This is a genomic window from Streptomyces sp. NPDC049687, from assembly GCF_044465285.1.
Lineage (GTDB): Bacteria > Actinomycetota > Actinomycetes > Streptomycetales > Streptomycetaceae > Streptomyces.
Map to the genome: position 1 here is coordinate 906,749 of NZ_JBITLN010000003.1, position 12,587 is coordinate 919,335.

Annotated in this window: 8 protein-coding genes and 4 tRNA genes; 4 read left to right on the forward strand and 8 right to left on the reverse strand. The window is 69.3% G+C overall.

The features are described 5' to 3' along the window. Window positions 1-65: 65 nt before the first annotated feature. The 4 genes from ACIBVL_RS14190 to ACIBVL_RS14205 form a co-directional block, all read right to left on the reverse strand. A tRNA-Asp gene (locus ACIBVL_RS14190) sits at window positions 66-140 on the reverse strand. Window positions 141-234: 94 nt separating this feature from the next. Then, window positions 235-4,179 (reverse strand): ATP-dependent RNA helicase HrpA, encoded by a 3,945-nt coding sequence (gene hrpA, locus ACIBVL_RS14195; protein WP_399097079.1) that lies wholly within the window; start codon window positions 4,177-4,179, stop codon window positions 235-237. A 56-nt stretch (window positions 4,180-4,235) separates the two neighbouring features. Continuing rightward, window positions 4,236-4,529 (reverse strand): hypothetical protein, encoded by a 294-nt coding sequence (locus ACIBVL_RS14200; RefSeq protein ID WP_399097082.1) that lies wholly within the window; start codon window positions 4,527-4,529, stop codon window positions 4,236-4,238. A 300-nt stretch (window positions 4,530-4,829) separates the two neighbouring features. Next, the gene (locus ACIBVL_RS14205; protein ID WP_399097085.1) at window positions 4,830-5,585 is read right to left on the reverse strand and encodes a hypothetical protein; all 756 of its coding nucleotides are present in this window, start codon (window positions 5,583-5,585) and stop codon (window positions 4,830-4,832) included. A 1,255-nt stretch (window positions 5,586-6,840) separates the two neighbouring features. On the opposite strand from ACIBVL_RS14205, the gene ACIBVL_RS14210 reads away from it, so the two are divergent. Then, the gene (locus ACIBVL_RS14210; protein WP_399097088.1) at window positions 6,841-7,338 is read left to right on the forward strand and encodes a site-specific integrase; all 498 of its coding nucleotides are present in this window, start codon (window positions 6,841-6,843) and stop codon (window positions 7,336-7,338) included. A gap of 91 nt (window positions 7,339-7,429) precedes the next feature. Here the strand turns inward: ACIBVL_RS14210 and ACIBVL_RS14215 are convergent. The 4 genes from ACIBVL_RS14215 to ACIBVL_RS14230 form a co-directional block, all read right to left on the reverse strand. Beyond that, window positions 7,430-7,503: transfer RNA gene (locus tag ACIBVL_RS14215), tRNA-Phe, on the reverse strand. Window positions 7,504-7,527: 24 nt separating this feature from the next. After that, window positions 7,528-7,602, reverse strand: a tRNA-Asp gene (locus ACIBVL_RS14220). A gap of 38 nt (window positions 7,603-7,640) precedes the next feature. After that, window positions 7,641-7,713: transfer RNA gene (locus ACIBVL_RS14225), tRNA-Glu, on the reverse strand. Window positions 7,714-7,793: 80 nt separating this feature from the next. Continuing rightward, window positions 7,794-9,392 (reverse strand): metallophosphoesterase, encoded by a 1,599-nt coding sequence (locus ACIBVL_RS14230; protein ID WP_399097091.1) that lies wholly within the window; start codon window positions 9,390-9,392, stop codon window positions 7,794-7,796. Window positions 9,393-9,475: 83 nt separating this feature from the next. Here ACIBVL_RS14230 and ACIBVL_RS14235 point away from each other — a divergent pair, with 83 nt between their 5' ends. The 3 genes from ACIBVL_RS14235 to ACIBVL_RS14245 form a co-directional block, all read left to right on the forward strand. After that, window positions 9,476-9,826 carry a metallopeptidase family protein gene (locus ACIBVL_RS14235; RefSeq protein ID WP_003999986.1) on the forward strand — a complete coding sequence of 117 codons (351 nt, stop codon included), beginning with the start codon at window positions 9,476-9,478 and terminating at the stop codon, window positions 9,824-9,826. Between the two features lie 84 nt (window positions 9,827-9,910). Beyond that, window positions 9,911-10,450, forward strand: coding sequence for a hypothetical protein (locus ACIBVL_RS14240; RefSeq protein ID WP_399097094.1), 540 nt, complete (start codon window positions 9,911-9,913; stop codon window positions 10,448-10,450). 406 nt (window positions 10,451-10,856) lie between these two features. Continuing rightward, window positions 10,857-12,587: DEAD/DEAH box helicase (locus ACIBVL_RS14245; protein WP_399097097.1), on the forward strand; the 1,731-nt coding region annotated here is incomplete at its 3' end.

The window sequence follows — 12,587 nt, forward strand, 5'->3', positions numbered from 1 at the left end:
GGTGTGGGGTGCGGGCATGGAAAGGGCCCGCACCCCTTGGTGGGATGCGGGCCCTTAGTCCACTGCGGTCCTGACGGGATTTGAACCCGCGGCCTCCACCTTGACAGGGTGGCGAGCACTCCAAACTGCTCCACAGGACCAGGTTTTGCGGCACTTTGTCTTGCGTTGTGCTGCGAGAAGGACTGTACAGGAGGGTGAGCCCCCTGGTCGAACTCACCCTCTGTGAGGGTCCCGTCACGGAACCGCCGCGTCGATCGCCCTCACGATCCGCTTGTCCGAGACCGGGTACGCCGTGCCCAGCGCGTGCGCGAAGTAGCTGACCCGGAGCTCCTCGATCATCCAGCGGATGTCCAGGACCGAGGAGGGGACCGGCCGCCCCTTCGGGAGCTGCTCCAGGAGCCAGGCGTACTCGTCCTGCATCTCGTGGACCTTCTCCATACGGGTGGTGTCCCGCTGGACGTTGGTCGGCATCTGCTGCAGGCGTCGGTCCGCGGCCACCAGATAGCGCATCAGGTCGGGCAGGCGCCGCAGCCCCGCCCATGTCACGAAGCCGGGCTTCACGAGGGCGTCCAGCTGCTTGCGTACGTCCGTCAGGTTGCCGAGGAGGGTGGGGCTGCCCACGGCCTTCAGACGGCGCTCACAGGCCTGCCAGGCGGCCAGCACCTGCTGCACCTGCCCGACGGTACGCACCGTCGTGTCGACGATCTCCGCGCGCACCTTGTCGTACAGCTTCCGGTACGACTCCTCGTCCCACGCCGGCCCGCCGAAGTCCCCGATCAGCTTGTCCGCCGCCGCCATCGCGCAGTCGTCGAACAGAGCCTGTATCGAGCCGTGCGGATTGGCCGACAGCGCGAGCTTCTGCGCGTTGGTCAGCTTCTCGGACGCGAACTTCGCCGGGTTGACGGGAATGTTGCGGAGGATCAGCCTCCGGGTGCCCTTCCACATCGCCTCCGCCTGTTCCTCCTCCGTGTCGAAGAGGCGTACGGAGACCGTGTCGCCGTCGTCGACGAGGGCCGGGAAGGCCTTGACCGGCTGACCGGCGCGGCGGGTCTCGAAGACGCGGGTGAGCGAGCCGATGGTCCAGTCGGTGAGCCCCTTGCGCTCCAGGGACTCGCCGCCCTGCCGTACGGCCGTCGCGGCGGCCGCCTGGGAGATGGCCTGGCGTGCCTTCGGCTTCAGACGGAGCTTCAGCGCCTCCAGGTCCTTGTCCTCGGCCAGTTTGCGGCGCCGCTCGTCGACGATCCTGAAGGTGATCTTCAGATGGTCGGGGAGCTTCGACCAGTCGAAGTCCTCCGCCTCGAAGGGGACGCCGACCATCCGCTTGAGGTCACGCGCCATCGCCGTCGTCAACGGCTCCTGGAGCGGCACCGCCTGGTCCAGGAAACGCTTCGCGAAGTTCGGCGCCGGCACGTAGTTGCGGCGGATCGGCTTCGGCAGGGAGCGGATGAGCTCCGTGACGACCTCTTCCCTGAGGCCGGGGATCTGCCATTCGAAGCCCTCGTCCGTGACCTGGTTGAGTACCTGGAGCGGAATGTGGACCGTCACACCGTCGGCGTCCGCGCCCGGCTCGAACTGGTAGGTGACGCGGAACTTCAACTGCCCCTGCCGCCACGAGTCCGGATAGTCGGCCTTCGTGACCGCCTCCGCCGACTCCCGGATGAGCATCTCCCGCTCGAAGTCGAGGAAGTCCGGCTGGTCGTGCCGCTTGCTCTTCCACCAGGAGTCGAAGTGGGCACCGGACACCACGTGTTCGGGCACCCGCTGGTCGTAGAAGTCGAACAGCGTCTCGTCGTCGACCACGATGTCCCGGCGCCGGGCCCGGTTCTCCAGTTCCTCGACCTCGCTGAGGAGCTTGCGGTTGTCGGCGAAGAACTTGTGGTGCGTCCGCCAGTCACCCTCCACCAGCGCGTTGCGGATGAAAAGTTCGCGGCTCGCCTCCGGGTCGATACGGCCGTAGTTCACCTTGCGCTGGGCGATGATCGGGACGCCGTACAGCGTGACCTTCTCGAACGCCATCACGGCCGCCATGTCCTTCTCCCAGTGCGGCTCGCTGTACGTCCGCTTCAGGAGATGCCCGGCCAGGGGCTCCACCCACTCGGGCTCGATCTTCGCGTTGACGCGCGCCCAGAGACGGGAGGTCTCGACCAGCTCCGCCGACATGACGAAACGGGGAGTCTTCTTGAAGAGCGCCGAACCCGGGAAGATCGCGAACTTGGCGCTGCGCGCGCCCAGGTACTCGTTCTTCGCGCCGTCCTTCACGTCCTTCATGCCGATGTGGGACAACAGGCCGGCGAGGAGCGAGACGTGGATGCTGTCGCCGGAGGCGTCCTGCTCGTTGAGATGGATGCCCATCTGCTTGGCGACGGTTCGCAGCTGCGTATAGATGTCCTGCCACTCGCGGATGCGCAGGAAGTTCAGGTACTCCTGCTTGCACATCCGGCGGAAGGACGACGAGCCGCGCTCGCGCTGCTGGTCACGGATGTACCGCCACAGGTTGAGGTAGGCGAGGAAGTCGCTGGTCTCGTCCTTGAAGCGGGCGTGCTGCTGGTCGGCCTGGGTCTGCTTGTCGGCCGGGCGCTCGCGCGGATCCTGGATGGACAGGGCGGCGGCTATGACCATGACCTCGCGGGCACAGCCGTTCTTGTCGGCCTCCAGGACCATCCGGGCCAGACGCGGGTCGACGGGCAGCTGGGCCAGCTTGCGCCCGGTCTGGGTCAGCCGCTTGCGCGGGTCCTTCTGGGCGGGGTCCAGCGCCCCCAGCTCCTGCAGCAGTTGCACGCCGTCGCGGATGTTGCGGTGGTCCGGCGGATCGATGAACGGGAACTTCTCGATGTCTCCGAGGCCGGCCGCGGTCATCTGCAGGATGACGGAGGCGAGGTTCGTACGGAGGATCTCCGCGTCCGTGAACTCCGGCCGGGCGAGGAAGTCGTCCTCGCTGTACAGACGGATGCAGATGCCGTCGGACGTACGGCCGCAGCGGCCCTTGCGCTGGTTGGCGCTGGCCTGCGAGATCGCCTCGATGGGCAGCCGCTGGACCTTGGTGCGGTGGCTGTAGCGGCTGATGCGGGCGAAGCCGGGGTCGATGACGTACTTGATGCCCGGGACGGTCAGGGAGGTCTCGGCGACGTTCGTCGCGAGAACGATCCGGCGCCCGGTGTGCGGCTGGAACACACGGTGCTGCTCGGCGTGCGAGAGCCGCGCGTAGAGCGGCAGGACCTCCGTGAACCGGTATTTCTTCTTCTCGAGCGCATCCGCCGTGTCGCGGATCTCCCGCTCTCCGGAGAGGAAGACGAGGATGTCCCCCTGCCCCTCGCCCATCAGCTCCTCGACGGCGTCGCAGATCGCGGTGATCTGATCCCGGTCGGCGTCCTCGGAGTCCTCCTCCAGCAGCGGCCGGTACCGCACCTCCACCGGATACGTCCGCCCGCTGACCTCGACGATCGGGGCGTCACCGAAGTGCCGGGAGAAACGCTCCGGGTCGATGGTCGCCGAGGTGATGACGACTTTCAGATCCGGCCGCCGGGGCAGCAACTGCGCCAGATAACCCAGCAGGAAGTCGATGTTCAGGGACCGCTCGTGGGCCTCGTCGATGATGATCGTGTCGTAGGCGCGCAGCTCGCGGTCCGTCTGGATCTCGGCGAGCAGGATGCCGTCCGTCATCAGCTTCACGAACGTGGCGTCCGGGTTCACCTGGTCGGTGAAGCGGACCTTCCAGCCGACGGCCTCACCGAGAGGCGTCCGCAGCTCCTCCGCCACGCGCTCGGCGACGGTACGGGCGGCGATACGGCGGGGCTGGGTGTGCCCGATCATTCCGCGGACGCCGCGCCCCAGCTCAAGACAGATCTTCGGAATCTGGGTGGTCTTACCGGAACCCGTCTCACCGGCGACGATGACAACCTGGTGATCACGGATGGCGGCCGCGATCTCGTCCTTCTTCTGGCTGACCGGGAGCTGCTCGGGATACGTGACGGCCGGCACACGGCCGCGCCGCAGGACCATCCGCTCCTCGACCTGGGCGACTTCCGCCTCGATCTCGGCGAGGACGGCGGCACGGGCCTCCGGCTTGCGGATCTTGCGCGCACCTTCGAGCCTGCGCCCGAGCCGGTGCGCGTCGCGCAGGGACAGCTCGGTCAGGCGGGGGGCGAGGGCGCCGAGGGCGGGGGCTGGATGCGTAGACATACGCGATCCAGGATCTCATCCCGGCCAAATTCGTGGCGAACCCTTTTGCTCCGTCCTCACGCGGCCTCGTCCTCGGACACCGGCCGGGCCGGAAGACGCGCCATCGACTTCGCCGTGTTGGAGACGGCCTTGATCCCCAGATACGCGGTGGTCGTGCTGCTCACGGCCGTGAAGGCGGCGCTCAGCACCCCGACCGTCACGGAGGTGTCGCCGTCCAACTGCCAGACCCCGAACGCCGCAACCCCCGCTATCGCGAGATTGCTGACCGTCACCGCCAGCAGCCCGTACCGAGCCCGGTCCTTCTCCAGCTCGACATCCTGCCCCATCGCCGTCCCCGCCCTCATCCCCATGCCTGCACAAAAAGATGCCCGTACGAAAAGGCCCCGATCCGAAGATCGGGGCCTTGCCGGGGCTGGGGCCGGGGTCGAACCGGCGACCTTCCGCTTTCAGGCGAGCCGATCGTGCGGGGCGGATCATCGTATCGCCCGGCAACGACCGAGGTTGACGTTTGACGACGTACGGCTGTGTTCGCCGGCGTTCGCGCCGGGGGGCGTCAGACTGCCGTCAGGGGGTGACCCTTGGGCGTGAGACTTGGGGCCGGTGGCGAAGGCGGGTGCCGGCAGATGTCGGGATCCGGGCGCGTTGACGAGCTATCCGGCACGAGGATGGCCGCGCAGAGAAACTGCCAGCTCGGAAACGTATCGAGCCTGGTCGGCGGAGAGCCGTCGCGCCTCCCACAGCAGCGCGGCGGTGTCCACGGCCTCCGGGGACGGAGGGGGCGGCATCTCCCGCAGAAAGACGCCCGTCAGGATGGCGAGTTCGCCGGCGTTGATCCCCAGCAGAGCAGCGAAGTCCGTCACCAAGCGTGGGGTCAGCTCCTTACGGCCCGAGCCGATCACGCCGTAAGTGGCCGCCGAGAGGTATGTGGGCGTCGTGAACGCAAGCGTCTTCGCCATGCCCATCCAGTCCAGATTGCGGTACTGAAGCATGCGGATCACTCGAGCGCCGGGACCGCCGTCGAGGGGCGTAAGCCGCTTCGGGGCGAAGCTGGAACGCCGTTCCTCCTGCGGCAGTGAGCGGATCAGCCGCAAGAGTTCACGGCGCTCCGCTGCGGGTAGACGCACCGTGTCCGTCACCGTGTGCGCCACCCAATTCGCGGCCGTGGCGTCCAACGGTGCCACATCGTCCGGGACCGCCAGCCCCGCCAGGATGAACAGATCGGCGGCGTGGAAATCCAGCGCGGACGCAAGTCGTCGGAGCGGCCTCTCGCCCGGGCTCTTCCCTGCGAGCACCGCGCGGACCTCGTCTGCGGTCAACCCGGCGCGGTCGGCCAACTCCCGCACACCGAGGTCTCTGTGGTCCAGCAGCCGTGCCAGCTGTGCGCCGAAGCCCGAATGCTCCATCATGCCCGCAGCGTAGTGCCGCGGCACCAGCCAGAAGCGCGGGCCCAGCCCTGGCATGCCCACGCGGAGTCGACCGCCCCAGCCACGACGTGTTCTGACCTCATGCCCGTGTGCCCGCTCCCGCCGGGAGGAGCGGAGCGTTCGCCGGGCACAGCGATCTTCAGGTCACCCACGGCGTGCGCGCCCACGCGTCGGCGGAGGAGAAGCGGAAGGCGTTGACGTAGCTCAGCAAGCTCTTCGGGTGAGACCCACTGCCGTCACAGCGGCGACAAAAGACCCCCGTCGATGATCTCGACGGGGGTCTTTTCGCTGTTCAGCGGTTGTGGCTGGGGCCGGGGTCGAACCGGCGACCTTCCGCTTTTCAGGCCGTGATGCCCACATGTGCAGGCCGATCGCGCTGGGTGCTAGGAGCCGCAATCGGCCGTCACTGTGTGCTGCTGTTGGCGTACTGGTTGGCGTACGCCAGCCCGACGGTTAGCTGCTCCCTCCGCTGAGGGCATCTGCCCGCAGCAATCCGGCGCCCACGACGGCCGTGGCGCTAGCTGCGAGGCCGAGCACTTGGGCGAAGTCGGGGGAAAGGGACGCGATGATCACGATCAACACCACAATCCACCAAGGGCTCCTGGCGGCGCTTGACGGTAGAGCTAGACAGTGAGCGACACTCATGATGGCTCTCCTTAAGGGTCAGGCGTCTGCTCCTGTCGCCTTCCAAGTGAGCAGGAGCAGACGTCGTTGATTGACCAACAGGGTGGCCTAAGCGTCGAACGCTCCGCATCTCCCCCCGGCGGCGTCGATTTTCGCAGAAGCAACCGTTGTCATATTCGACAAAAATCCGCTGGTCTGGGGTTTCGGAACCAGCTACTGCAAGTTGACTTTGCAATGTGAGGTTGCTTGGCGGTGCGTATCCTCCCAGTTCACGGGCCCACCTTCTAGATCGCCCGTCCTGTGCGCGACGCTGGGCCCCCCGCGAAAGGCGGGAGCTTGAAGGGCTGTGCTCGCTCGGGAGCCGTAGTTGCCGGGAGGTGGGATTGCCACTGCGGTCTCCCAGTCGGCCAGAACCGTCCATGTGAAGGCTCGGTGAAGGTTTTTTCGTGGCGCCTGAGTGGCATACATGACGGCCGACAACGAGCCGATCACGTCCCGGAACATCAAGGCCGCCGGCCGACGCACAGCCGTTCGTAGGCTGCCACGACGGGCTCCGGCACGACCTGTTCGATGGACAGGTCCCAGCCCGGGAAGACGAGCCAGTGCGCTGCGGATGGTGGTGCGGCACTCGGCCGGCGGCGACCTGGACCGCGAAACGCTGATCGTGGAGCGGGCGCTACAGCGCGTCGACGGTGAGTTGAGGCTGGTCAAGCCCAAGACTCTCGCCTCAGTCCGTACCGTGCCTCTCCCGCCCGTCGTCGTGAAGGCGCTCACCGACCACCGCGAGCGACAGGCGCAAGAGCGGGCCGCCGCCGGCATGGAGTGGAAGGAACACGGGCTGATCTTCACGTCCCGCATCGGCACCCCTTTGGAGCCGGACAACCTGCGGCGGAGCTGGCACCCGCTGCGCGCACGGCTGAGGTTGGAGATCCGGTTTCACGACCTCTGGCACTCCGCCGTGTCGCTCCTGCTCGACCTCGGCGTGCCGCCCCACATCGTCCGGCAGATCGTCGGCCACAGCGACATCGGCGTGACCATGAAGGTCTACGCACACGCGTCGCTGGACGAACAGCGGAAGGCGCTCCGGAAGCTCGGGGACACCCTCTCCTGAGGGCGTTGGCGTACCGGTTGGCGTAGACGGCACGAATGAGCCCCTCCCGGGGTGAATCGGGGAGGGGCTCAAGCCCTGGTAAGGGCGGTTGTGGCTGGGGCCGGGGTCGAACCGGCGACCTTCCGCTTTTCAGGCGGACGCTCGTACCAACTGAGCTACCCAGCCACGAGGTTTCACGTGAAACCTCAGCGGTCCTGACGGGATTTGAACCCGCGGCCTCCACCTTGACAGGGTGGCGAGCACTCCAAACTGCTCCACAGGACCAAGCTGTTGTGTACGACAGTGTCGCACACGGTGTTGCGTGCCCCCAACGGGATTCGAACCCGTGCTACCGCCTTGAAAGGGCGGCGTCCTAGGCCGCTAGACGATGAGGGCTATCGGCCCGCCTGGGCGCTTCTCAGCGCGTCGGGGACGTGAGAAGCATATGGGATGGCGGGAGGGATCGCCAAAACGGTTTACGGGGAGGGGGTGGACGGGGCGGACGAGGAGGGGGTCGGGCGCTGGGGTGAGGGCGCGGAGGGGGAGGAGGGCGCGGGGGACGACGGGCTCGGGCTGGGGGGTGCTCCGGGCTGGTTTTCCTTGGGGAGGTGGCGACTGACCTCCGCCGTCGTCAGGCCCAGGCCGCCCAGTTTGATCTCGTCCCAGGCCTGGAGGCGCTTGCTGTCGCGGTCGAAGTAGAGGATCGACGCCTCGATCGGGTCGGGGTACTGGCCCTCGACGGCGCGCAGGCCGCTGCCGCCCGTGGAGCCCTCCACGCGCAGCCGGGTGCCGTTCTTCATGACCTCCATCTCCTCGTGGTGGAGGTGCCCGGAGAGGACGAGGGGGACCGTGCCGTCCGTGCGGCGGGCGGCGGAGGGTTCGTGGACGACTGCCACGTCGGCGGGGGTGCCGGCGGCCGTCTGGGCGCGCAGGGCCTCCGCCAGGCGGTCCCCCGCCGCCTCCTGGGTGGCGCCGGCGCCCGGCACGGAGGAGCGGTCGGGGGTGAACTGGGGGTCGCCGATGCCGGCGAAGCGCAGGCCGGAGAGGGTGACGGCCTGGCCGTCGTCGAGGACGTGGACGTTCTTCATGCGCTCCAGGTAGCTCTGGGTGACGTGGGAGTCGTGGTTGCCGCGGACCCAGACGTACGGCGCGCCCAGGTCCGCGATGGGGTCCAGGAAGCCGTTCTCGGCGGCCGAGCCGTGGTCCATGGTGTCGCCGGAGTCGACGATCACGTTCACCTTGTACTGCTCCACGAGCGAGGCGATGATCTTCCAGCTCGCGGGGTTGAGGTGGATGTCGGAGACGTGCAGGACACGGACCGTGGTGGGGTCGGGCTGGTAGGCGGGGAGGGTGGAGGTGACGTCGTAGAGCTTGGTCACGTTGGTGACCAGGCGGGCGAGTTCCTGCTGGTAGACGTCGAACTCGGTGACGATGCTGCGGGCGTTGCCGACGAGGGAGGGCGCGGAGGAGAGCAGGCCGGAGAAGCGCGGCTCGAGGACCGACTTGGGGTTCCAGGTGGCGTACGCGGTGGCGCCGGAGGCGGCGAGGAGTGCGAGGGCGAGGCCGCCGGCGGCCAGGGCGCGGCGCGGGCGGCGGTAGACGGCCAGGCCGAGGGCGGTGGCGCCGGAGACGACGGCGACCGAGGAGCGTACGGCGAGGTCGAGGGTGCCGTGCTCGACATCGTGGGCGACCTCGTCCTGGAGGCCGGAGAGGCGTTCGGGGTGGTCGACGAGGGCCTGGGAGCGGGCGGGGTCGAGCTGGTCGACGTTGACGTCGAGGCGGACCGGCGCGGTGTGGCTGTCGAGGCTGAGGGCGCCGAGCGGGGAGACGTTGATCTTCGTGCCGCCGGTGAGGGAGGGGCGCAGGGTCATGGTGGTGTTCATGGGGCCGACCGGTGCGCGGACGTTGCCGACGACCAGCAGGCCCAGCCAGGCGCCGAGGAGGACGACCGCGGTGAGGCCGAGGGCACGGGCCCAGGGGTGGGGGCGGGGGGCGAGTTCGAGTGGGGCGGGGGGCTTGCGGGGGACGTGGACGCGGGTGGCGGGAGGCGTACGGGGGACGCGGACGCGGGCCATTGGTGCCGTATGCCCGGGTGCGCTCATGGGTATGCGGACGTTCGTGCCCTCCCGGAAGGGGTGGTGTACCCGACAATGGGGCTGTGCTGGAAATGACGCGCGAGGAGTTCGAGGAACTGGTCGCCGAGGCGCTGGACCGGATTCCGCCGGAGTTGACGCGGCTGATGGACAACGTCGCGGTGTTCGTCGAGGACGAGCCCCCGGCGGACGATCCCGAGCTGCTCGGGCTGTACGAGGGGACTCCGCTGACGGATCGCGGGGAGTGGTACGCGGGGGTGCTGCCCGACCGGATCACGATCTACCGGGGGCCGACGCTGCGGATGTGCGAGACGCGGGAGGAGGTCGTCGAGGAGACCGAGGTGACGGTGGTCCATGAGATCGCGCACCACTTCGGCATCGACGACGCGCGGTTGCACGCCCTCGGCTACGGCTGACCGTTCCCGAAGGCGCGCGCGTGTCCTCCTGAGGGTGGCGGGAGTTGGGGAGGTTGACCCTTACGCCTGCACCGGAGGTGGCCCGTGCGCCCCATGTACGTACCCGTTCGACTGGCCGCCACCGTCATGGCCGTCGCCGCGGCCGCCGGCTGTATGAGTGTGGGGGACGACGAGGGCGGCCGGGCCAAGCCGTCGCACTCGGCGTCCCACCGGGGCGGTGAGGCGCCGGACGGAGGGCCGGCGGGTGTGGGCGGTGGCTATATGGGCGCCGCGGGCGGGGACGGCAAGCGCGGGCACGGGAAGGGCAAGGCCAGGGCGAGCGCTTCGGCGTCGGCGTCGTCCTCGCCGTCGGCGGGCGCGAGCGCCTCGGTGTCGGCACCGCATGTGAAGCCGGGGCGGACGGAGAAGCCGGGGATGCCGACCCCGCCGAGGGCGCAGCCGTCGACGCCGCCCCGCTCGCCTGACCCGGAGCCGCCCGCGCCGACGCCGGAGCCACCGGTGCCCTCGCCGGAGCCGACGGTCGCCGAGCCGTCCTCGTCAGCGCACGAGGAGGGCGGCAGCGGCGGGACGGCAGCCCAGCTGACACAGCGCGAGCCGGCCCCGGAGGCGGGCACGCCGGCGTAGGGCCGCCGGTGCGCGGGGGCCGGGGGGAGGGCCGCCGGTCCGCAAGGGGTGCGGGCGGCTGGGGGAGGGCCGCCGGTGCGCCGGGGGCGGGGCAGCCGGGTAGCGCCTGTCGCCCAGCGGTCGGCCCTGCGTGGGGACGGGCGTCCGGTGCGGTGCGGGTCGCCGCTTCGGGAGCAGGCGGGACGTGATGAGTGTCTCGCGGAGGTTCCGGGGCTTGATTTGCCTTCGGTGGGTCAGGGTGCGTATGGTGGTAGATCGTTTGATCCCATTTGCCCGGCGCCACCGCAGAGCGCGCCGTGTGGCGCGTACTCTCCCTTGCCGTGGCGGACCGCATTGAGGCGGTCGTAATGCGAACACGGAGTTGACGGGCGCGTGCCGACGAGACTCCGGAAGGTTTCGCTTACGCATGTCCATTTCCAGTACTGATCACGCCGTCCTGCCCGAGAACACCGAGGCCGGCGACGTCGAAGCGATCAACGACGCGGTCGACGACGAAATCGTCGGCGCCGTCGAGGTCGACGAGATCGTCGAGTCCGACGAGACCCCCGAGCTCACCTTCGCCGAGCTGGGCCTTCCCGAGGGCGTCGTCCGCAAGCTCGCGCAGAACGGTGTGACGGTCCCCTTCCCGATCCAGGCCGCGACCATCCCGGACGCCCTGGTCGGCAAGGACATCCTCGGCCGTGGCCGCACCGGCTCCGGCAAGACCCTCTCCTTCGGTCTGCCGACCCTGGCCACGCTGGCCGGCGGTCGCACCGAGAAGAGGAAGCCCCGCGCGGTCATCCTCACCCCGACCCGTGAACTGGCGATGCAGGTCGCCGACGCCCTCCAGCCCTACGGCGACGTCCTCGGCCTGAAGATGAAGGTCGTCTGCGGCGGTACGTCGATGGGCAACCAGATCTACGCACTGGAGCGCGGCGTCGACGTCCTCGTCGCCACCCCGGGCCGGCTGCGCGACATCATCAACCGCGGCGCGTGCTCCCTGGAGGACGTGCAGATCGCCGTCCTCGACGAGGCCGACCAGATGTCCGACCTGGGCTTCCTGCCCGAGGTGACGGAGCTGCTCGACCAGGTCCCGGCCGGCGGCCAGCGCATGCTCTTCTCCGCCACCATGGAGAACGAGATCAAGACCCTCGTCGACCGCTACCTGAACAACCCGGTCAGCCACGAGGTCGACGCCGCCCAGGGTGCCGTGACGACCATGTCGCACCACATCCTGATCGTGAAGCCCAAGGACAAGGCGCCGGTCACCGCCGCGATCGCCTCCCGCAAGGGCCGCACCATCATCTTCGTCCGCACCCAGCTGGGCGCCGACCGTGTCGCCGAGCAGCTGCGCGAGGCGGGCGTGAAGTCGGACGCGCTGCACGGCGGCATGACCCAGGGCGCCCGTACCCGCACGCTGGCCGACTTCAAGGACGGTTACGTCAACGTCCTGGTCGCGACGGACGTGGCGGCGCGGGGCATCCACGTCGACGGCATCGACCTGGTCCTCAACGTCGACCCGGCCGGCGACCACAAGGACTACCTGCACCGCGCCGGCCGTACGGCGCGCGCGGGCCGTACCGGCACCGTCGTCTCGCTCTCCCTGCCGCACCAGCGCCGTCAGATCTTCCGTCTGATGGAGGACGCCGGTGTCGACGCCGCGCGCCACATCATCCAGGGCGGGGCCGCCTTCGAGCCGGAGGTCGCCGAGATCACCGGCGCCCGGTCGATGACCGAGGTCCAGGCGGAGTCCGCGGGCAACGCGGCCCAGCAGGCCGAGCGCGAGGTCGCCCATCTCACCAAGCAGCTGGAGCGGGCACAGCGCCGCGCGACCGAGCTGCGCGAGGAGGCCGACCGGCTGGTCGCCCGGGTCGCCCGCGAGCGCGGCGAGGACCCGGAGGCCGCGGTGGCCGAGGCGCAGGAGCAGGCCGAGGCCGAGGTGCAGGCGGCGGTCGAGGCGGCCTCCGTTCCGGAGCAGCCGGCCGCGCGGGACATCGACCGGAGCGAGCGGGGCGCGCGCGAGGAGCGCACGTCGTCCACGCCGTCGTATGAGCGCCGTGAGCGCCGTGACGACCGCGGTGGGCGTTCCTTCGAGCGTCGGGACGACCGGGGCGGTTTCCGTCGGGACGACCGCGACAACCGTGACAACCGCGAGCGT

What these genes read in the sequence shown, in the direction of transcription:
- ACIBVL_RS14230 (WP_399097091.1), bottom strand. Translation starts at nt 9,392, where the DNA reads ATGGCCCGCGTCCGCGTCCCCCGTACGCCTCCCGCCACCCGCGTCCAC.
- ACIBVL_RS14205 (WP_399097085.1), bottom strand. Translation starts at nt 5,585, where the DNA reads ATGATGGAGCATTCGGGCTTCGGCGCACAGCTGGCACGGCTGCTGGAC.
- ACIBVL_RS14210 (WP_399097088.1), top strand. Translation starts at nt 6,841, where the DNA reads ATGGTGGTGCGGCACTCGGCCGGCGGCGACCTGGACCGCGAAACGCTG.
- ACIBVL_RS14200 (WP_399097082.1), bottom strand. Translation starts at nt 4,529, where the DNA reads ATGGGGATGAGGGCGGGGACGGCGATGGGGCAGGATGTCGAGCTGGAG.
- hrpA (WP_399097079.1), bottom strand. Translation starts at nt 4,179, where the DNA reads ATGTCTACGCATCCAGCCCCCGCCCTCGGCGCCCTCGCCCCCCGCCTG.